We start from the raw sequence: 18,686 nt of genomic DNA, 5'->3' as shown, positions 1-18,686 counted from the left end.
GTTCTCGGTGCTCATGGTAGTGCCTTCCGGGGGTGCGCGCCCGGGCACCGGCGCGCGCACCCCCGGAAGGCACTACCATGAGCACCGAGAACACCCCCGACAGCACCCGCTCCCCCGAGAGCACGCTCGGCTTCGAGCTGAAGAAGAAGCGCCGCTGGCCGTGGATCGCCGGAGGCACGGCGATCGTGCTGGCCGCCGGAACGGCGATCGCCGTCCCGCTCCTCTCGCCGTCCGTGTCGGCGAACGAGACCGAGGGAGCGACGCTCTACGTCGCCACCGCCGAGGGCAACGCGTCCGAGCAGGCCCTCGTGCAGTTCATCGCCGACGAGGTCGCGCCGAAGTACGGCATCGACGTCGAGTTCAAGGGCCTCTCGGACAGCAACACCATCAATCGAGCGGTCAGCGAGGGCGAGGTCGCCGCGACGGTCTACCAGCACAAGCTCTGGCTCGGCCAGGTGCTCGAGTCGAACCCCGACTTCGAGGAGGAGGCCGCGACCCCCGTGTTCCGCTGGGGCTTCGGGCTCTGGAGCGACAAGTACGGCGACGTCTCCGAGATCCCCGACGGCGGCACGATCTCGCTCTACTCCGACCCGGCGAACGAGGCCCAGGGCCTCTGGCTGCTGCAGAGCGCGGGGCTGATCGAGCTGAAGCCCGGCACCGAGCCCGGCACGGCGACGCAGGACGACATCGCCTCCAACCCCAAGAACCTGACGTTCACCCTGCTCGACTTCGCCGCCCAGTCGCGCGCACTGCCGGACCTCGACGCGGCCGTCGGCTACACCGAGTACTACCTCGCCGCCGACATCCCGATCGAGAAGCAGATCTTCGCTCCGACGGCCCCCGACGACTTCGCCGGGCAGCTCACGATCGGCTCCCGCTACGCCGGCACCGAGAACATCCAGAAGCTCGTCCAGGCGTTCCAGGACCCGGCCGTGCAGGAGTTCCTGGCGACCGACGAGACCGTGAAGGGCATCCTGCTGCCGCTCGAGGGCTGACCCGGGCCACCGGCGGTCGGCGCCTCCTCCGACCGCCGGATTCCGTGATGCATCCGTTGTAACGGGACGTCGTGTCGCACGCCGCGCCTCCGCCATGCTCAGCAGCGGGGAGCGCATCGCCTCCGCACCATGGGGAAGCCGGGAGAGCGCACTGCGCCCCGGAGGAAGCAGGAATCGTGCGTACAGCGCGAGGGGGCCGCACGGCCTCCGTCATCACGACCGCCGCACTGCTGGGAGCGCTCGCGCTGCCCACCGCGGCAGCCGCCACCGAGGTGCTCGAAGCACCCGCCTCCGACGCGGCGACGACCGCGGGCGGGCCGGGGCTCGAGCCCACCTCGAGCCCGGTCGCCACGGTCGAGCCGGAGCCGGCGCCGGTCCCGACGGCCGAGCCGGAGCCGACGGCCGAGCCGATCGAGACGCCGGTCGTCGCCGAGCCTCCCGTCGCCGCGTCGCCTGCGCCCAGCACGGCACCGGTCTCCGCCGCACCCGTGCTCACTCTCCCCCGCATCGACTTCGTCGCCGGATCCACGATCGTCGGCGAGCGCGGAACCGGCTGGGGCGACGGCCTCGACGTCGTCGGCACCGGTTTCGCCCCGGGCTCCACCGTCGTCGTCTCGCTGATGGACGGCCCTGCGCCGGAGGCCCGCACCGAGGTCGTCGCCTCCGCCGCGGGTGAGATCGTCCGCGACGACTGGCTTCCCGCCGCCCTCGACGACGGCACCAGCCTGTACCCGCACCTCCCCCGCCCGGGCGAGGAGGTCACCGTGGTGGCCTCGGGGACGGACGCCGCCGGAGTGCCGCTCGTCTCGAACGCCGTACCGCTGTCGATCACGCGGCCCGACCCCTCCGTCCTCTTCCAGGTCGCGGAGGACGGCGGTGTCGTCGACGCCGACCAGGAGGTGCAGGTCCCGGCCTTCCGCGTCTACGGCATCGCCGCCTCCCTCGGCGGATTCGACCGCGACGAGGTCGTCACGACGACTCTGACGGCCCCCGACGGCTCCGTCGAGGTCTTCGACGCGCCCCTCTCGCGGCCCCTCTACGGCGAGGTGTCCGTCAGCCTCGACGAGAGGACCATGCCCGACCTCTTCGGCACCTTCACCGTGACCGGGACCGGCGCGACCAGCGGCCGGACCGTGTCGTCCTCCCTCGTCCAGGTCCCCTCCTCGGAGGCGGGCCTGCGCATCTGGCCTCAGGCCGCGATCGTCGGAGCGGCTCCGCAGGGCCCTGTCCGTGCCGACGAGCCGGTCAGCGGAGGTGCGCTGTGGGGCTTCGCCCCGGGCGAGCGGGTCTCGGTGAGCGTCTACTCCGTCGACGGCGTGCGCCAGCGCCTCGCCGACGGCGGCACCAGCCTCCCCTTCGCCGCCGATGCGGTCGGCTGGAGCCTGGTCTCGATCGGGGAGCGCCCGCTCGCCGACCCCGATCCCGAGGTCTACTGCGTGGTCGCCCTCGGCGCCTCCGGCGGCCGGACCGCGAGCCACTCGTTCGACTACGGCCAGGTAGAGGGCGACTTCAGGTGGGACGAGGCCGACTGCTCGGTCGCCGAGGCCGCCGCCGGCTCCGGATCGGGTGCCGGCAGCGGATCGGGCACCGGCACGGCCGTCACCGCGGGTGGGCGCCGTCTCGCGGCCACCGGCGCCTCGCCCGCAGCCCCGCTCGCGCTCGCCGCGTTCGGGATCCTGGGCGGACTCGCGCTGATGGTCACGAGCCGACGCCGCGCCTAGCGGTCACCGCGCCTAGCGGTCACCGCGCCTAGCGGTCACCGCGGGAGGAGGGGCGTCCCTGCAGGGACGCCCCTCCTGGGTGTCAGAGGTCGCGGGCGAAGCAGAGCGAGAACTCGCCGCCGATGTAGTCGCCGAAGAGCGGGATGCCCGTGTAGCCCTCGCGCTCGTAGAAGCGCACCGCGTCCGGCTGCTTCGTACCCGTCTCGAGGACGAGGCGTGTCGCTCCGAGCCCGGCGGCCAGCTCCTCGAGGCGCCGGAGGACGAGCGTCGCGACCCCTGTCCCGCGCGCGGACGGATGCACGTACATCCGCTTGACCTCGACCGCATCCGGGCCGAGCACCGACTCGGGCAGGGGGCGCAGGCCACCGCAGGCGCGCGCCACCCCGTCGGCGTCGCGGGCCACGACGAACACGGGCACATCGGCGGCCGAGGGCGGCACTCCCGGCTCGTGATCCGTGCTGCCGTAGCGCTCGTCGAGCTCCACGCGCTGAGCGGCGCGCAGGGCGTCGGCGTCGGGGTGGTCGTAGGGGATCGTCTCGAGCTGCCAGATCATGGAGCCTCCGTTCGGCCTTCACCGTAGCGGGGGTCGACGGGCTCAGGCGGAGGGGAAGGCGCGGCGGACCGCCGGGCGCGGCGGGAGAGGGCATGCGCTCCACGCCAGGTGCCCGACTCCGTCCGACGACAGCGGCAGAACCCCCCCGAGCAGGGCTCGATCCGGCGCGCGCCCCCGGCGGGCTCTCGCGAAACGGCTCTTCGGCACGCCTGATGCGGAGTGTCGCGAAGTAGAGCAGCGTCGTGCGCGCCGTGACCGGCCTGCGCAGGGAGCGCGGGGCGGACGGCCCCCTTCCGCGTCTCGCCTCGCGAGGCGAGCTTGAGCCATAATGCGCCTATGAGCAAGAAGATTGACGCAGCCCACCAGGCACTGGTAGCCGCCCTCGACAAGCACGCCCGCCTGGTCTCGGACAAGGAGTCGAGCGCCCGCAAGGTCGAGCGCGCCGGCGCCGAGCTGCGCGCCGCGACCAAGGCCTACGCCGCCCTCGTGTCGGCGCGGACCGGCACCGCGAGCCCCTTCGCCGACCTCGCCGACCCGCGCCTGGACCAGCCGACCATCGCGTCCCTGCGGGCCGAGCGCGATGCGATCGCGAAGCGCCTGGCCAAGCACGAGGCGGCCGAAGCCGAGGCGCTCGCGGGCTGACCGGATCGGCGACCGCCGTGTCGCCGTGTTACGACCGTGTTTCGCGTCCCGTGCGCGACGTCCGTACCGTGGTCCCCGGGATCCGCGTCGACGCGGCGTCGTGCGATCGGAGGCCGGTCGCAGCGCCGGCGGTGATCAGCACCGCCCGCGGTCGCAGCACCGTCCGCGGGAAGCACCGCCCGGATCCTCCCCACGGAAGGATCCACACAGCATGTCCCTGCGCACGACGCTCCTCGCGACCACCGCGATCACCGCCTCCGCCCTCCTCCTCGCCGGCTGCTCCGCCTCGGCGGGCGAGAGCGACACCGTCCGCATCGGCGTCGTCGGCGCGAGCGACCCCTACTGGGCCACCTACGAGGAGGCCGCGGCCGACGCCGGGATCGACGTCGAGATCGTCGACTTCAGCGACTACAACCAGCCCAACCCGGCGCTGAGCGAGGGCGAGATCGACCTCAACCAGTTCCAGCACATCGTCTACCTGGCGCAGTACAACACCTCCGCCGACGAGGACCTCGTGCCGATCGGCGCGACCGCGATCTACCCGCTCGGCCTCTACTCCACGCAGTACGACAGCGTCGAGGACATCCCCGAGGGCTCGACCGTCGCGGTCCCCAACGACGAGAGCAACCAGGCCCGCGGCCTGCTCGTGCTCCAGTCGGCCGGTCTGATCGAGCTGAAGGACGGCGGCAGCATCTTCTCGAGCGTCGACGACGTCGACACCGCGAAGTCGAAGGTCGAGGTGACCGCCCTCGAGGCATCGCTGACCCCGACCTCGCTCCCGGACGTCGCCGCGGCGATCATCAACAACGACTTCATCGAGAACGCGGGCCTGAGCGCGACCGACGCCATCGCGCAGGACGACCCGAGCGACCCCAACGCGCTGCCCTACGTCAACGTGTTCGCAGCCCGCTCCGAGGACGCCGACAACGAGACGTACCAGGAGCTCGTCGACATCTACCAGAGCACGCAGGCCGTGCTCGACGGGGTGTCCGAGCAGTCCGGCGGCACCGCGATCTTCGTGAAGACGCCGGCCGACGAGCTGAAGGCCTCGCTCGAGACCGTCGAGGCGGACACCGCCGCCCAGGGCTGATCCGCCCTCACCTCACGACGGGATCCCCTGCTCCGGCGGGGGATCCCGTCCGTCCGCCGGGACACCGGCTCCCCCGCCCTCACCCCCTCGAAGGGAGCGCCGTGCCGCTCATCCGCCTCACCGACGTGAGCAAGGTCTATCCGCCCCTCTCCCGCGGTGCCGCCGCCTCGACGGCGGTCGACGGGGTGAGCCTCGACATCGAGGCCGGCGACGTCCAGGGCGTGATCGGCTACTCCGGCGCCGGGAAGAGCACGCTCGCGCGCCTCGTCAACGCCCTCGAGCCCGCCACCTCGGGCAGCATCGAGATCGACGGCCGCGACATCGTCGGCCTGCCCGAGCGGGAGCTGCGCCGCATCCGGCTGGGCATCGGCATGATCTTCCAGCAGTTCAACCTGTTCGGCTCCAAGACGGTGTGGCAGAACGTGGCGTACCCGCTGCAGGTCGCCGGCACACCCCGCGCCGAGCTCAAGGCCCGCGTCGACGAGATGCTGAGCTTCGTCGGCCTCTCGGACAAGGCGCGCAGCCACCCGGAGCAGCTCTCGGGCGGTCAGAAGCAGCGCGTCGGCATCGCCCGCGCACTCGCCGCATCGCCCCGCATCCTGCTCGCGGACGAGGCGACCAGCGCGCTCGACCCGGACACGACCGGCGAGGTCCTGGCGCTGCTGCGCCGCATCAACGAGGAGCTCGGCGTCACGATCCTCGTCATCACGCACGAGATGGACGTGATCCAGCAGCTCGCGACGAAGGTCGCCGTGATGGAGGCGGGCCGGATCGTCGAGCGCGGCGACGTGTTCGAGGTGTTCTCGGCCCCGCGCGAACCGGTCACCCGGCGCTTCGTCTCGACGGTGGTCCGCTCGGTGCCCTCCCCCGCGGAGGCGGCCGTGCTGCGGCAGCGCCACCGCGGACGGCTCGTCACGCTCTCGTTCTCGGACGGCTCCGCCTCGCAGGGCGAGGTCTTCGCCGACATCGCGGCGGCCGGCGTGCCGCTCGAGCTGGTCTACGGAGGAATCACCGACGTCCGCGGACGCGCCTTCGGCCACCTCACCGTCGCCCTCGACGCGTCGGACGACGTCGTCGATCCCCTCCTCTCCCGCCTCGGCGCTCGCGTCGCCCTCACGGAGGTGCCCCGATGACCGCACTGATCGAGCTGCTCCCGGAGCTCGCGAAGGCCACCGGCGAGACGCTCTACATCGTCGCCTTCAGCCTGCTCTTCGGCGGGCTCGGCGGCCTGCTGATCGGCCTCGGCCTCGCCCTGACCCGCGGCGGCGCGCTGTTCGCGAACCGCCTCGTCTACGGACTGCTCAACGTGATCGTCAACATCTTCCGGCCGATCCCGTTCATCATCTTCATCGCCGCCGCCCAGCCGCTCGCGCGCCTCGTGGTCGGCTCCGGCATCGGCACCGACGCGATCATCTTCTCGCTGTCGCTGGCGGCCGCGTTCGGCATCGGCCGCATCGTGGAGCAGAACCTGCTGACCGTGCAGCCCGGCGTGATCGAGGCCGCGCGCTCGGTCGGAGCGAGCCGATTGCGGATCGTGCGCACCGTGCTGCTCCCCGAGGCGCTCGGCCCGCTGATCCTCGGCTACACCTTCGTCTTCGTCGCCATCGTCGACATGTCGGCGGTGGCCGGCTACATCGGCGCGGGCGGCCTCGGCAACTTCGCGATCCAGTACGGCTACCGGCAGTTCGAGCCGGTCGTGACGTGGGGCGCGGTTCTCGTGATCATCGTGATCGTGCAGCTGGTGCAGCTGCTGGGCAACGTGCTGGCGCGCCGGGTGCTGCGGCGCTGACGGCGAGCGGAGCGACGGGGCCGGTCCGAGCGCGCGGCCCCGCGCCTCGTAGGCTCGTCGCACCATGACCTCCGCCACCGTCCCGACGATCGTCGCCGTGCTGGTGCTCGCGCTGGTGACGACGGCGATCGTAGCCGCGCTGCGACTCGAGCGGCCCGGCGCTCAGGCCGTCGCGATCGCGCGGGCCGCGCTGCAGCTCGGACTGCTCAGCCTCGTGCTGCACGGCATCATCGAGGACGGGCGGCTGGTCGCCGCGTTCCTGGTGCTGATGCTGGTCGCCGCCACGTGGACCGTGCGCGGACGCGCGGGCCTGGACCGCAGCGGCCTCCGGACCTTCGTCGTCCTCCTCGCCGCGGCGGGTGTCCCGCTCGCGGTCGTCGCGGTGACGGGGGCGGTCGGAGCGGAGCCGCGCTACCTGCTCGCGACCGGCGGCATCGTCATCGGCGGCGCGATGACCGCCGCCTCGCTGATGGGGCGGCAGCTGCGGGCCGGCCTCGCCGCGGGGACGGAGGAGGTGGAGGGCTGGCTGGCCCTCGGCGCGACTCCTCGACGCGCCTCCCTGCGCCTGGTGCGCGCGGCGGCCTCGACAGCCCTGATGCCGGCGACGGACCAGACCCGCACCACCGGCCTCGTCACGCTGCCCGGCGCCTTCGTCGGCGCGGTCTTCGCGGGAGCGTCGCCCCTCGTGGCGGCGCAGTTCCAGTTCGTCGTGCTCGCCGCGGCCCTCACCGCCGGCGCCGTCGTCGCGGCGACGACCGCCCTGCTGTTCGGCGCCCCGCGCCGGCACCCGTCCACTCGCTGATCGAGCCCGTGCCGCGGGAGTCCCGAGATCCGCACTCCTGGACACGCGGGTCTCGATACGCGGCGTACCGCCGCTACTCGACCAGCAGGAGGCGCGAGCGCTCCACGTCGCCCCGCGCCCCGCGACCTGCGCTGCGCCCTGCTGATCGAGTAGCCCGCGCAGCGGGCGTCTCGAGATCCGCCCCGCCCGCGACCGGACGCGGAGGGGCGCGCCGGGACGACGAAGGGGCCGGCCCGCCGGCGGGGAGCAGCAGCTCCTCCGTCGACGGACCGGCCCCTCGAGGCGCGACCCCTAGTAGCGCGGCTTGCGCTCCGGGCGCTCGGTGGAGCGCGACGGGCCGGACGGGCGTCCGCCGCGGTCGGCGCCGGCACGGCTCGGACGGCGGTCGGGCTTCAGCTCGATCAGCTGACCGCTGATGCGGGTGTCGGCGAGGCGGTCGAGCACGTCCTGGGGCAGGTCGGCCGGCAGCTCGACGATCGAGAAGTCCGGGCGGATGTCGATGTGACCGAAGTCGCCGCGGTTGAGGCCGCCCTCGTTCGCGAGCGCGCCGACGATCTGGCGGGGCTCGACGCGCTGACGGCGGCCCACCTCGATCCGGTAGGAGGCGAGGTTGCTGTTCGCCGGGCGCTGACGGCGCTCGGGGCGCTCGCCCCGGTCGCGGTCGAAGCGGTCGCCCCGATCGCCGCGATCCCCGCGGTCGCGGTCGGGACGCGGCTCGCGCTCCTCGCGCTCACGGCGGGCGAAGCGGGGGTCGTCGGGCGAGAGGAGAAGGGGCTCCTCGCCCTGGGCGACGATCGCGAGGGCCGCGGCGACGTCCGACTCGACGACGTCGTGGTGCTCGACGTAGTGGCCGATGATGTCGCGGAAGCGCTGCAGGCGCTCGGAGTCGGCGAGCGCCGCGGTGATCGCGTCGTCGAAGCGCGAGAGGCGCGTGACGTTGACGTCCTCGACGCTGGGCATGCGCATCTCGGTGAGCGGCTGTCGGGTCGCCTTCTCGATCGCGGCGAGCAGGCGGCGCTCGCGCGGCGTGACGAAGCTGATCGCCGCTCCGCTGCGCCCCGCACGGCCCGTGCGGCCGATGCGGTGCACGTACGACTCGGTGTCGATCGGGATGTCGTAGTTCACGACGTGGCTGATGCGCTCGACGTCGAGGCCGCGGGCGGCGACGTCGGTGGCGACGAGGATGTCGAGCTTGCCCGACTTCAGCTGCTCGACGGTGCGCTCGCGCTGGGCCTGGGCGACGTCTCCGCTGATCGCGGCGGCGGTGTAGCCGCGGGCGCGCAGCTTCTCGGCGAGGGTCTCGGTCTCGCTCTTGGTGCGGACGAAGACGATCATGCCCTCGAAGTTCTCGACCTCGAGGATGCGGGTGAGGGCGTCCACCTTCTGCGGGTAGGACACCATCAGGTAGCGCTGCGTGGTGTTGACCGAGGTCGTGGTCTTGTTCTTGACCGTGATCTCCTCGGGCTCCTTGAGGTACTTGCCCGAGATGCGGCGGATCTGCGAGGGCATCGTCGCCGAGAACAGCGCGATCTGCTTCTCGACGGGGGTGTCGGCGAGGATCGTCTCTACGTCCTCCGCGAAGCCCATCTTGAGCATCTCGTCGGCCTCGTCGAGCACCAGGTACTTCAGCGCCGAGAGGTCGAGGGTGCCCTTCTCGAGGTGGTCCATGATGCGGCCGGGCGTGCCGACGACGACGTGGACGCCGCGACGCAGCGCCGAGAGCTGGGTGCCGTAGCCCTGGCCGCCGTAGACGGGGAGCACGTGCACTCCGCGCAGGGCCGACGCGTAGCGCTCGAACGCCTCGCACACCTGGAGCGCGAGCTCGCGGGTGGGCGCGAGGACGAGGGCCTGCGGGGTCTTCTGCGAGAGGTCGAGCCGGGAGAGGATCGGCAGCGCGAAGGCGGCCGTCTTGCCGGTGCCGGTCTGGGCGACGCCGAGGACGTCGCGCCCGGAGAGGAGGGACGGGATCGTCGCGGCCTGGATCGCCGAGGGCGTCTCGTAGCCGACCTCCTTGAGAGCCTTGAGGACGGGCTCGCTGAGGCCCAGGTCGGAGAAGGTGAGCGAGCGGGGCTCATCGGAGGAAGCGGAGGCCGCGGCCGCGGGGGCGGCGGGGGCCTCGGAGGTGGTCTGAGCCTCGGGGGCGTTCGGAGCGTCGGACGCGCTCTGAGCCTCGGGGGCGGTATCGGGTGTTTCGGTTGACGCCATAGGGCAACGGTAGGCCGTCGAGGGCCTCCGCGGTGGCCGCATCGCCCGGATCGGCCCGGATCGTAGCCGATCCGGGCCGTTGTGGAGGCGTTTCGGAGGTCCGCGGCGGGAATCCGGCTCTGCGCGTCAGTAGAACTCGACCGTGTCGACGCGGTTGATCAGCTCCTCGCCGTCGAGGAAGCGGGTCGCGTTCCGCGCGAACAGCTCCGCGATCAGCCGGTCCTCGGCCGCGTTCAGCGCCGCGGTGTGCGGGCTGATCAGCACGCCCGGATGCGTCCACAGCGGGCTGTCCTCGGCCAGCGGCTCCTGCGCGACGACGTCGAGCACCGCGCAGCCGACCCGGCCGTCGTCGAGCGCCGCGAGCAGCGCCTCCTCGTCGATCACGGTGCCGCGGCCGACGCTGACGAGCGTCGCTCCCGGGCGCAGCGCCTCGAAGAAGCCGGCGCCGACCAGCTTCTCGGTCGCGGAGGTGCCCGGCAGCGTCACGACGACCCCGTCGATCCGCCCGGCCACCTCGGCGATCGCCTCGGGCCGCACGATCTCGTCGACGTGCTCGACGGAGTCCTCGTGCCGGCTCGTGCCGATCACCCGGGCGCCGAGGCCCTTCAGCTTCTGCGCGGTGGCGCGGCCGATCGTGCCGAGCCCGACGATCAGGATCGTCTGCTCCGAGATCAGCCCCATCGTCCAGCGCGAGCCCCACTCCTTCCTGCGCTGCAGCTCCTGCAGCCTCGGCAGCGACTTCGCGCCGGCCAGCAGCCCGAACACCGAGAACTCGGCCAGCGGCTGGGAGTGGACCCCCGCACTCGTCGAGAACGCGATCCGCTCGAGCGCCTCGGAGTCGAGTCCCGCCGCCTTCACCTGGCCACCGCCGCCCGCCGGCATCGTCTGCACCCAGCGGAGCGACGGGTTCGCGGCCACGGTGCGCGCGAGGGCCGACGGCGTCTCGTCCGGGATCCCGTAGAGCACCTCGGCCGAGTCGACGAGCTCGTCGAACGCGGCCTGCTGCTCGGGCGTGCGCTCGAAGTCCGGGTCGCCCTGGTGGTCGCCGGGGTGCCGCATCGGCTTGAGCAGGCTCTGGTCGGCGACGACGTCGAGCCGCGGCTCGAGCTCGACGATCCGGGCGATCAGCTCGTCGCTGATCGGGGTGGCGGCGACGACGCGGAGGCGGTCGGAGGTCATGGTGGCCCTTCTGCGGAGTGTGCGGGTCGGACGGGAGAGCGGACGAGGATCCGGAGGCTCCGTCCTCGACGATGCCACGCCGCGTCCGGTGTCCGTGCCCGCTCGGAGCCGATCCTGCGGTTCCGGAGCCGGGTGCGCGCAGAACCCGAGCCGAGAAGGGGGTCCGTCGACCGTCGGCGGTCGGACCCCTCCCTCCGCCGACGTCCTGCAGCGCGCCCGTCCCGGGCCGCCCCTCCTCTTCGAGCACCGCGGTCGATCGAAGACGCGGACGAGGAAGTAGAGTCGCACTGGACCCGCAGATGCGGAACAAGACCGACCCGAGGACGCCCATGCATCGCAAGAGCCCACTCGCCGCCCTGTCGACGCTCGTCCTCGCGGGGTCCCTCGCCGGCTGCAGCACACAGGAGGCGCCCGGCACCGTCACCGTCTTCGCCGCCGCCTCCCTCACCGCCGCGTTCACCGAGCTCGCCGACGACTTCGAGGCCGCGAACCCCGGCACGACGGTGGAGCTCTCGTTCGCCGGCTCCTCCGACCTCGCGACCCAGCTCGAGAACGGCGCGCCCGCCGATGTCCTGGCCACGGCCGACACCGCGACCATGCAGCGGGTGCAGGAGGCGGGACTGACGTCCGCCGACCCCGTCCCGTTCGCCACAAACACCCTCGAGATCGCGGTGCCGCCGGGCAACCCCGCGGGCGTCCGGACCCTCGCCGACCTCGCCCGCGCGGGCACGGCCGTCGTCGTCTGCGCTCCGCAGGTGCCGTGCGGAGCCGCGGCGGACGCGGTCGAGTCGGCCGCCGGACTCGCCCTCGACCCCGTCAGCGAGGAGTCGTCGGTGACCGACGTGCTCGGCAAGGTGCGCTCGGGCGAGGCGGACGCCGGGCTGGTCTACGTCACCGACGTGCGCGCCGCCGGCGACGCGGTCGAGGGGGTCCCCTTCGCCGAGGCGGAGCAGGCCGTCACCACGTACCCGATCGCCCCGCTCACGGAGTCGGAGGCGGCAGCCGCGTTCACGGCGTTCGTCACCGGCGACGAGGGCCGCGCCGTGCTCGACGCCGCCGGCTTCGGCGCTCCCTGACGCGGCGCTCCCCCGAGCACCCGGACCGGCGCCCGCCTCAGCGCAGCAGCCGCCGCCCCAGCGCCACGACCGCGAGCCCGCCGAGCACCCACGGCCCCGCGACCAGCAGCGGGTCCAGCACCTGGTGCCGCACGTCCGAGCGGCCGAGCCGCGACGCGATCGGATGCGCCTTCAGCTCGCTCAGCACGCCGGTCTCGGTGATCGGGTTGTCCGGTCGCAGCGTCGCGAGCGAGCGCAGGTGCGCTCCCGTCGCGTCGACGCGGTCGCCGAGCACCAGCAGCAGCCAGTGCGCCGCGCGCCCCTCGCTGAACCGGTCGTAGGCGTAGCGGCGGATCGCTCCGGAGACCCCGTGCAGCGGCTGCGCGGTGCCGAAGACGGGTGGCAGCTCCTCGTGCTCGATGCTCTTCTCGCGGTACTCCCCCGGGTCCATCGGCTCGGGCTTGTGCCAGTGCGCCCCGGTCTCGAGGTCGAAGCGCTCGCGCGGGAACGAGGGCCGGTCGGCCGGGTCGAGGTCGGCTCCCCAGCCGGGGATCCGGGCGCGCAGCTCCTCGGCGGTCGGCGGCTGGATCGGCTTGTCGGCGGTGTACGGCACGGTGACCTCCTACGGCACCACGACGGTCTTGATGCAGCCGTCGAGCTTGGACGAGAACAGGTGGTACCCCTCGGCGATGTGCTCGAGCGGGATGCGGTGCGTGATCATGTCGCTGGGCGTGAGGTAGCCGGCACGGATGTGCTCGAGCAGGCGCGGCCACTGGCGCTTCACCGGCGCCTGGTTCATCCGGAGCGTGAGACCCTTGTTCATGGCGTCGCCGAACTTCACCGCGCTGAAGAGGGGTCCGTAGGCGCCCATCACCGAGATCGTGCCACCCTTGCGCACGCCGTCGATCGCCCAGTTGAGCGCGACGGGCGAGCCGCCCTGCAGCTTGAGCTTGGCCGAGGTGACGTGCTGGATCAGGTCGCCGTCCGCCTCCGCGCCGACCGCGTCGATGACCACGTCGGCGCCGAGTCCGCCGGTCGTCTTCTTCAGGTGCACGACGATGTCGTCGTGCTCGAGGTAGTTCACCGTCTCGGCGAGCGCGAACTCGCGCGCCTTGGCGAGGCGGTACTCGAGCTGGTCGACGACGATCACGCGGCCGGCGCCCATCAGCCAGGAGGAGCGGGCGGCGGCGAGGCCGACCGGGCCGGCCCCGAGCACCACGACGGTGTCGCCCTCGACGATGTCGCCGAGCTGCGCGCCGAAGTAGCCGGTCGAGAACGCGTCGGTCAGCAGCAGCGCGTCCTCGTCGCGCAGCCACTCCGGGATCACGCTCGGCCCCACGTCGGCGAACGGCACCCGCACGTACTCGGCCTGCCCGCCGTCGTAGCCGCCGGTCGAGTGCGAGTACCCGTAGATGCCGCCGATGGCCGTGGCGTTCGGATTCACGTTGTGGCAGTTGGAGTAGAGGCCGCGCGCGCAGAAGAAGCACGTGCCGCAGTAGATGTTGAACGGCACCATCACGCGGTCGCCGACCTTCAGGTTCTGCACCGACGAGCCGACCTCGTCGACCACCCCGATGAACTCGTGGCCGAAGGTGTGGCCGATCCTCGTGTCGGGCATGAGCCCGTGGTACAGGTGCAGATCGGAGCCGCAGATCGCGGCGAGCGTCACCCGCACGATCGCGTCGTTCGGGTGCTCGATACGGGGCCGGTCCTTCTCCTCGACGCGGATCTTGTACGGACCCCGGTAGGTCATGGCTCGCATGCGTCCTCCTCCTCGACGCCGACAGCCTCCGTCGTGCTCCCAGCCGGGATGAAGGGGGTTGCCAGTGCGCGCCCGTGCGTGGCAGAGGCAGCTCGGATCCGCGCCCGCGGTCGTAGACTCGCTCCCATGCCGCAGATCCGGATTCGTGACGCCGCCGCCGCCCTCGGGGTGAGCGACGACACCCTGCGCCGCTGGATCGACAACGGGGTCCTGGAGAGCACGAAGGACGCCTCCGGGCGCCTCGTCGTCGACGGGCTGGCCGTCGCCGAGCTCGCCCGGGCGAACGCGGTGCTGCCGGAGGATCCGTCGCCCGTCGCGCGATCGGCCCGCAACCGATTCGTCGGCATCGTGACGAGCATCGTGATGGACACGGTGATGGCGCAGGTCGAGCTGCAGTGCGGACCGCACCGCGTGGTCTCGCTCATGAGCAGCGAGGCGGTGCGCGAGCTCGGTCTCGAGCCCGGCTCCCCCGCCACGGCGGTGGTGAAGGCGACCACCGTCATCGTCGAGACGCCGCTGCCCCGCTCCTGATGCGCACCGGATCCGCGCCGCCGCGCTGGATCGTGGCGCTCGCCGCGGTCGGCGCGCTGCTGGTCCTGCTGCCGCTCGTCGCGATCCTCGCGCGGGTCGACTGGCCGCGCTTCGTGCCGCTCATCACCTCCGACTCGTCGGTCGCGGCGCTCCTGCTGAGCCTGCGCACCTCGGCCGTGGCGACCCTCCTGTGCGTGCTGCTCGGGGCGCCGATGGCGCTGGTGCTCGCGCGCACGTCGTTCCCGGGGCAGCGCCTCCTGCGCGCGCTCGTGCTGCTGCCGCTGGTGCTGCCCCCGGTCGTCGGGGGGCTCGCGCTTCTCTACACCTTCGGCCGGCTGGGCCTGCTGGGCGGCGTGCTGGAGGCGGTGGGCCTGCGCATCGCGTTCTCGACCACCGCGGTGGTGCTCGCGCAGACGTTCGTGGCGCTGCCGTTCCTGGTGCTGAGCCTCGAGGGGGCGCTGCGCAGCGCCGGCGCGCGCTACGAGTCGGTGGCCGCGACGCTCGGAGCCTCGCCCGGCACGGTGCTGCGCCGGGTCACGCTGCCGCTGATCCTGCCCGGGCTGGTGTCCGGAGCGATCCTGTCGTTCGCCCGGGCGCTCGGCGAGTTCGGGGCGACGCTCACCTTCGCCGGGAGTCTCGAGGGCGTGACGCGCACCCTGCCGCTCGAGGTCTACCTGCAGCGCGAGAGCGACCCGGATGCGGCGGTCGCGCTGGCCCTCGTGCTCGTGGTCGTCGCGGTCCTGGTGATCGGCCTGGCGTACGGCCGACGTCCGTCGGGGGCCCGCTCGTGACGCTGCGGTTCGACGCGCGGCTGGCCTCGCGCGGTGTCGACGTGGCGCTGACCGTCGCCGAGGGCGAGACCGTGGCGGTGCTCGGGCCCAACGGCGCCGGGAAGTCGACCCTGGTCGAGCTGCTCGCGGGCCTCGTGCGGGCCGATTCGGGCAGCGCGCGCCTGGGCGACTCCGTCCTCTTCGACGCCGGCACGTGGACCCCTCCGCACAGCCGCGGGGTCGCCCTGCTCGCTCAGGACCCCCTGCTGTTCCCGCACCTCAGCGTGCGCGAGAACGTCGCCTTCGGACCCCGCAGCACCGGTGCCGGCCGAGCGGAGTCGCGCGCCCGCGCCGAGCGCCGCCTCGCGGACGTGGACGCACTCCCCCTCGCCGACCGCCGCCCCGCGACCCTCTCGGGCGGGCAGGCCCAACGGGTGGCGCTCGCCCGGGCCCTCGCGACGGATCCACGACTCCTGCTGCTCGACGAGCCGATGGCGGCGCTCGACGTGCGGGTCGCGCCGGTGCTGCGGCGGATGCTGCGCACCGTGCTCGCCGACCGCACCACGATCCTGGTCACCCACGACGTGCTCGACGCGTGGACCCTCGCCGACCGCGTCGTCGTGCTGCACGAGGGCCGCGTCGTCGAGGAGGGACCGACCGCCGAGGTGCTCGAGCGCCCGCGCACCGCCTTCACCGCCGAGCTGTCCGGGCTGTGCCTCGTGCGCGGAGTGAGGACCTCCGGGGGTCTGCGGTCGGAGGATGGGCGCGAGATCGCCGGGTACTCGGACGCACCGGTCGGGTCGGCCGTGGCCGCCGCGGTGCATCCCTCCGCGGTGCGGCTCGGCGAGAGCGGCCTGCGCGAGACGATCGTCGACCTGGAGCCGCGCGGCGACGCCGTGCGGGTGCGGGGGCGGCTGCTCGCGGCCGACGTCACTCCGGCCGAGGCGGCGCGGCGCGAGCTTGCGCCGGGCGTCGAGGTCGGCTTCGTGCTGGAGCCGGTGGCGCTGTACCCGGTGTGAGCGCCCGTCACGAGCCGCGGAGCGCGGCGACGGGTTCGATGCGGGAGGCGCGTCGCGCGGGGACGCTGCCGGCGAGCAGTCCGATGACGGATCCGAGCAGGGTGCCGCCGAACGCGACGAGGGGGTCGAGCACGGGCGTCCAGTGCTGGGCGAGCGAGACGGCCAGCACCGCCAGGACGCCCGCCGCCGCGCCGAGGAGGCCGCCGAGCAGGCCCAGGACGACCGACTCGACCACGAACTGCCGGGCGATCTGCCGTCGGGTGGCGCCGATCGCCCGCCGGAGGCCGATCTCCCCGATCCGCTCCATGACGGAGAGCGTGGTGACGTTCGCGATGCCGACGCCGCCGGCGAGCAGGACGATGACCGAGAGCACGAGGAGCACGAGATCGACGTCGGCGCGGACCTCCCCGGCGAGATCGGACGGGCCTCCCGGTGCGGAGACGCCGACGGAGTCGGGGGCGTCGGGGAGCAGCGCGCGCGGGATCTGGGCCGCGAGCTGCGGCCCGGCGCCGATGCCGATCCTCGCCTGGACCTCGCCGGGTGCGCCGAGCGCGAGATCGGCCCGCGCGGTGCCGGTGGGCAGGACGACGGCGTCGAGGAGCTCCCCCCTCGCGCGCACACCGTCGAAGACCCCGAGGACCGAGTAGCCGACGCCGTCGATCAGGATCGAGGGCTGCGAGTCGAGCCGCCCGACTCCGAGCCGCTCGGCGGCGCGGGAACCGAGGACGACGACGCGGTCGGCGCGGGCGTCGTGACCGGAGTCGAACATGCGGCCGACCGCGATCCGCCCCTCGAGGGTCTCGATGAGGGCGGCGGACGCCGCGAAGACCCGGGGCGGAGCGACGGCCGGCGCGGAGGGGTCCACCACCGGCGCGGCGGTCACGCTCGCGCCCTCGCGCAGCGCCACCTCGCCGATCACGGCGGACTCCTCGACCCCCGCGAGCCGGGAGAGGCGCTCGACGGAGTCCCACGGGAGGCGCGCCGTGGCGACGCTGTCCCCGCCGGCGGTGCGGGCCTCGGCGGGCTGGGCCACGACCTGGGTCGCGGCGAACGCGTCGAAGCGCCGGGCCAGCTGCCCGGCCGTGGTCTGGGCGAAGGCCACGGTGGCGACGAGGGCGCCGACGCCGAGGACGGTGCCGAGGAGGGTCATGACGAGACGACCGGGCCGGGTGCCGAGGTCGGACGTCGCCTCGGCGAGGAGGTCGGCCGCGGTGAAGCGGTCCGCGGACCTGATCGGACTCACGAGCGGCGATGCCGGCTCCGGGCTCGACGGGCGCCGGCGGCGCGGGAGGAGCCTGCTCATGCCGTCAGCTCCTGCAGCCGGCCCTCGGCGATGCGAACGCTCCGCGGTGCCCGTCGGGCCACCGCCCGGTCGTGGGTGATGACGACGAGGGTGAGCCCCGTGCTCGTGAGGTCCTCGAAGAGGCGCATGACATCGGTCGTGGTGGAGCCGTCGAGACTGCCGGTGGGCTCGTCGGCGAGGAGGAGCCGCGGCCCGACGACGACGGCACGGGCGACGGCCACGCGCTGGCGCTCTCCTCCCGACAGGGTCGTCGGGAGGGAGCCGAGGCGGTGGCCGAGTCCGACCCTCCGCAGGGCGTCCAGAGCGCGGCTCTCCCGCTCCGCCCGGGGCGTGCCGCTGTAGAGCATCGGGAGCACGACGTTCTCGAGGACGGTGCGCCGGGGCATCAGGTGGAAGGCCTGGAAGACGAACCCGATGCGCTGGGCGCGGACCGCCGCACGCGCGTCCTCGTCGAGATCCCCCGTGAGGGCTCCGTCGAACCGGTACTCGCCCGCACTGGGACGGTCGAGGAGTCCGAGGATGTTCAGCATCGTCGACTTGCCCGACCCGCTGGGCCCCACGATCGACACGTAGTCGCCCTCGTCGACGGTGAGGTCGACGCCCTCGAGCGCCCGCACCTCGGGCGGACCGGGGAAGGAGCGGGTGACTCCGCGCAGCTCGATCAGAGGAGTGCTCACCGGCCGACCACGACCAGGTCGCCCTCGGCGAGCGCTCCGTCGACGGGTGAGACCTCGACCGCTCCGGCTGCGGCGAGTCCGGTGGTCACGGAGACGAGCCGGGTGGTCGCGGCGGGATCGCGCGGATCTCCGTCCACGACCTCCACGCGGCTCTCGCCCCCCGGACCGGCGGAGAGGGCCGCGACGGGAACGGAGAGGACCTCCCCCGCCGTCGCGCCGACCGAGATCGTGACCTTCACGTTCGTGCCCTTCACCTGCTCGATCTGCTCGGGCGAGAGCGGATCGGGAGCGAGCGTGATCGTCCAGCGCTCGTCGGACGTCTTCCCCGGCGCCACCGCCGCGACGGCGGCTCGATGGAGGGCCCCGTCCGGGAGCTCGAACGAGGCCACCTGCCCCACGGCGACGAGCCGCGCGTCGGCTTCCGCCGCCGATCCGGAGAGCGCGAGCTGCGCTCCCGACACCGTCATCGCCGCCCCGGACAGCAGAGCCCCGCGCTTCGCCGCGACAGCGTCCACCCGTCGCGGGAGGCTGGTCAGGAACAGCACCTCACCGGCGGGGAGGGAGGGCAGGACGGACTGCCGGGCGCGCACGAG

19 protein-coding genes are annotated in these 18,686 nt (G+C 73.4%); 11 read left to right on the top strand and 8 right to left on the bottom strand.

Annotated features, from left to right (window positions below; genetic code table 11):
* Positions 1 to 77: 77 nt before the first annotated feature.
* Together NB037_RS10190 and NB037_RS10185 are read left to right on the top strand one after the other, a co-directional pair.
* On the top strand, positions 78 to 995 hold the full coding sequence (locus NB037_RS10190; protein ID WP_251945544.1) for a MetQ/NlpA family ABC transporter substrate-binding protein: 918 nt from the start codon (positions 78 to 80) through the stop codon (positions 993 to 995).
* A gap of 176 nt (positions 996 to 1,171) precedes the next feature.
* Entirely contained in the window at positions 1,172 to 2,716 is a 1,545-nt protein-coding gene (locus NB037_RS10185; protein WP_251945543.1) for a hypothetical protein, read from the top strand.
* A gap of 82 nt (positions 2,717 to 2,798) precedes the next feature.
* On the opposite strand, the gene NB037_RS10180 is transcribed toward NB037_RS10185, so the two are convergent.
* Positions 2,799 to 3,269: a GNAT family N-acetyltransferase gene (locus tag NB037_RS10180; RefSeq protein WP_251945542.1), complete on the bottom strand. Its 471-nt coding sequence runs from the start codon at positions 3,267 to 3,269 to the stop codon at positions 2,799 to 2,801.
* A gap of 336 nt (positions 3,270 to 3,605) precedes the next feature.
* Here NB037_RS10180 and NB037_RS10175 point away from each other — a divergent pair, with 336 nt between their 5' ends.
* The 5 genes from NB037_RS10175 (at position 3,606) to NB037_RS10155 (ending at position 7,592) form a co-directional block, all read left to right on the top strand.
* The gene (locus NB037_RS10175; protein WP_251945541.1) at positions 3,606 to 3,911 is read left to right on the top strand and encodes a hypothetical protein; all 306 of its coding nucleotides are present in this window, start codon (positions 3,606 to 3,608) and stop codon (positions 3,909 to 3,911) included.
* 211 nt (positions 3,912 to 4,122) lie between these two features.
* On the top strand, positions 4,123 to 5,001 hold the full coding sequence (locus NB037_RS10170) for a MetQ/NlpA family ABC transporter substrate-binding protein (RefSeq protein ID WP_251945540.1): 879 nt from the start codon (positions 4,123 to 4,125) through the stop codon (positions 4,999 to 5,001).
* Positions 5,002 to 5,102: 101 nt separating this feature from the next.
* On the top strand, positions 5,103 to 6,134 hold the full coding sequence (locus NB037_RS10165) for a methionine ABC transporter ATP-binding protein (RefSeq protein ID WP_251945539.1): 1,032 nt from the start codon (positions 5,103 to 5,105) through the stop codon (positions 6,132 to 6,134).
* Positions 6,131 to 6,790 (top strand): methionine ABC transporter permease, encoded by a 660-nt coding sequence (locus NB037_RS10160; RefSeq protein ID WP_251945538.1) that lies wholly within the window; start codon positions 6,131 to 6,133, stop codon positions 6,788 to 6,790. The genes NB037_RS10165 and NB037_RS10160 overlap by 4 nt, the downstream gene beginning before the upstream one ends.
* Before the next feature lie 64 nt (positions 6,791 to 6,854).
* On the top strand, positions 6,855 to 7,592 hold the full coding sequence (locus NB037_RS10155) for an ABC transporter permease (RefSeq protein WP_251945537.1): 738 nt from the start codon (positions 6,855 to 6,857) through the stop codon (positions 7,590 to 7,592).
* A 291-nt stretch (positions 7,593 to 7,883) separates the two neighbouring features.
* Here the strand turns inward: NB037_RS10155 and NB037_RS10150 are convergent, their stop codons facing one another.
* Positions 7,884 to 9,797 carry a DEAD/DEAH box helicase gene (locus tag NB037_RS10150; protein ID WP_251945536.1) on the bottom strand — a complete coding sequence of 638 codons (1,914 nt, stop codon included), beginning with the start codon at positions 9,795 to 9,797 and terminating at the stop codon, positions 7,884 to 7,886.
* 126 nt (positions 9,798 to 9,923) lie between these two features.
* Entirely contained in the window at positions 9,924 to 10,976 is a 1,053-nt protein-coding gene (locus tag NB037_RS10145; RefSeq protein ID WP_251945535.1) for a D-2-hydroxyacid dehydrogenase, read from the bottom strand.
* A gap of 329 nt (positions 10,977 to 11,305) precedes the next feature.
* On the opposite strand from NB037_RS10145, the gene modA reads away from it, so the two are divergent.
* Positions 11,306 to 12,052 (top strand): molybdate ABC transporter substrate-binding protein, encoded by a 747-nt coding sequence (gene modA, locus NB037_RS10140; protein ID WP_251945534.1) that lies wholly within the window; start codon positions 11,306 to 11,308, stop codon positions 12,050 to 12,052.
* A gap of 37 nt (positions 12,053 to 12,089) precedes the next feature.
* Here the strand turns inward: modA and NB037_RS10135 are convergent, their stop codons facing one another.
* Positions 12,090 to 12,644 (bottom strand): hypothetical protein, encoded by a 555-nt coding sequence (locus NB037_RS10135; protein WP_251945533.1) that lies wholly within the window; start codon positions 12,642 to 12,644, stop codon positions 12,090 to 12,092.
* 9 nt (positions 12,645 to 12,653) lie between these two features.
* A complete protein-coding gene (locus NB037_RS10130) occupies positions 12,654 to 13,793 on the bottom strand; it encodes a zinc-dependent alcohol dehydrogenase (RefSeq protein ID WP_251945532.1) in 1,140 nt (379 codons plus the stop codon).
* A gap of 126 nt (positions 13,794 to 13,919) precedes the next feature.
* Between NB037_RS10130 and NB037_RS10125 the strand changes: the two genes are divergently transcribed.
* Genes NB037_RS10125 through NB037_RS10115 form a run of 3 tightly spaced genes read left to right on the top strand, consistent with a single transcriptional unit; the run spans position 13,920 to position 16,113 of the window.
* On the top strand, positions 13,920 to 14,324 hold the full coding sequence (locus NB037_RS10125; protein WP_251945531.1) for a TOBE domain-containing protein: 405 nt from the start codon (positions 13,920 to 13,922) through the stop codon (positions 14,322 to 14,324).
* Positions 14,324 to 15,115: an ABC transporter permease gene (locus tag NB037_RS10120; protein ID WP_251945530.1), complete on the top strand. Its 792-nt coding sequence runs from the start codon at positions 14,324 to 14,326 to the stop codon at positions 15,113 to 15,115. The genes NB037_RS10125 and NB037_RS10120 overlap by 1 nt, the downstream gene beginning before the upstream one ends.
* A complete protein-coding gene (locus NB037_RS10115) occupies positions 15,112 to 16,113 on the top strand; it encodes a sulfate/molybdate ABC transporter ATP-binding protein (protein WP_251945529.1) in 1,002 nt (333 codons plus the stop codon). Before NB037_RS10120 ends, NB037_RS10115 begins: the two co-directional genes overlap by 4 nt.
* Before the next feature lie 7 nt (positions 16,114 to 16,120).
* Here NB037_RS10115 and NB037_RS10110 read toward each other — a convergent pair whose 3' ends face one another.
* The 3 genes from NB037_RS10110 to NB037_RS10100 are packed head-to-tail and all read right to left on the bottom strand — an operon-like array spanning position 16,121 to position 18,683.
* Positions 16,121 to 17,416, bottom strand: a complete 1,296-nt coding sequence (locus NB037_RS10110; protein WP_251945528.1) for an ABC transporter permease — start codon at positions 17,414 to 17,416, stop codon at positions 16,121 to 16,123.
* Positions 17,413 to 18,093 carry an ABC transporter ATP-binding protein gene (locus NB037_RS10105; protein ID WP_251945527.1) on the bottom strand — a complete coding sequence of 227 codons (681 nt, stop codon included), beginning with the start codon at positions 18,091 to 18,093 and terminating at the stop codon, positions 17,413 to 17,415. Before NB037_RS10105 ends, NB037_RS10110 begins: the two co-directional genes overlap by 4 nt.
* The gene (locus NB037_RS10100; protein ID WP_251945526.1) at positions 18,090 to 18,683 is read right to left on the bottom strand and encodes an efflux RND transporter periplasmic adaptor subunit; all 594 of its coding nucleotides are present in this window, start codon (positions 18,681 to 18,683) and stop codon (positions 18,090 to 18,092) included. Before NB037_RS10100 ends, NB037_RS10105 begins: the two co-directional genes overlap by 4 nt.
* Positions 18,684 to 18,686 lie beyond the last annotated feature (3 nt).

Origin of the sequence: Rathayibacter rubneri, assembly GCF_023743255.1 — a bacterium.
In the GTDB taxonomy this organism is placed as follows: Bacteria; Actinomycetota; Actinomycetes; order Actinomycetales; family Microbacteriaceae; genus Rathayibacter; species Rathayibacter rubneri.
The sequence above is the reverse complement of the archived record's forward strand: the minus strand, read 5'-3'. Positions and strand labels throughout refer to the sequence as shown.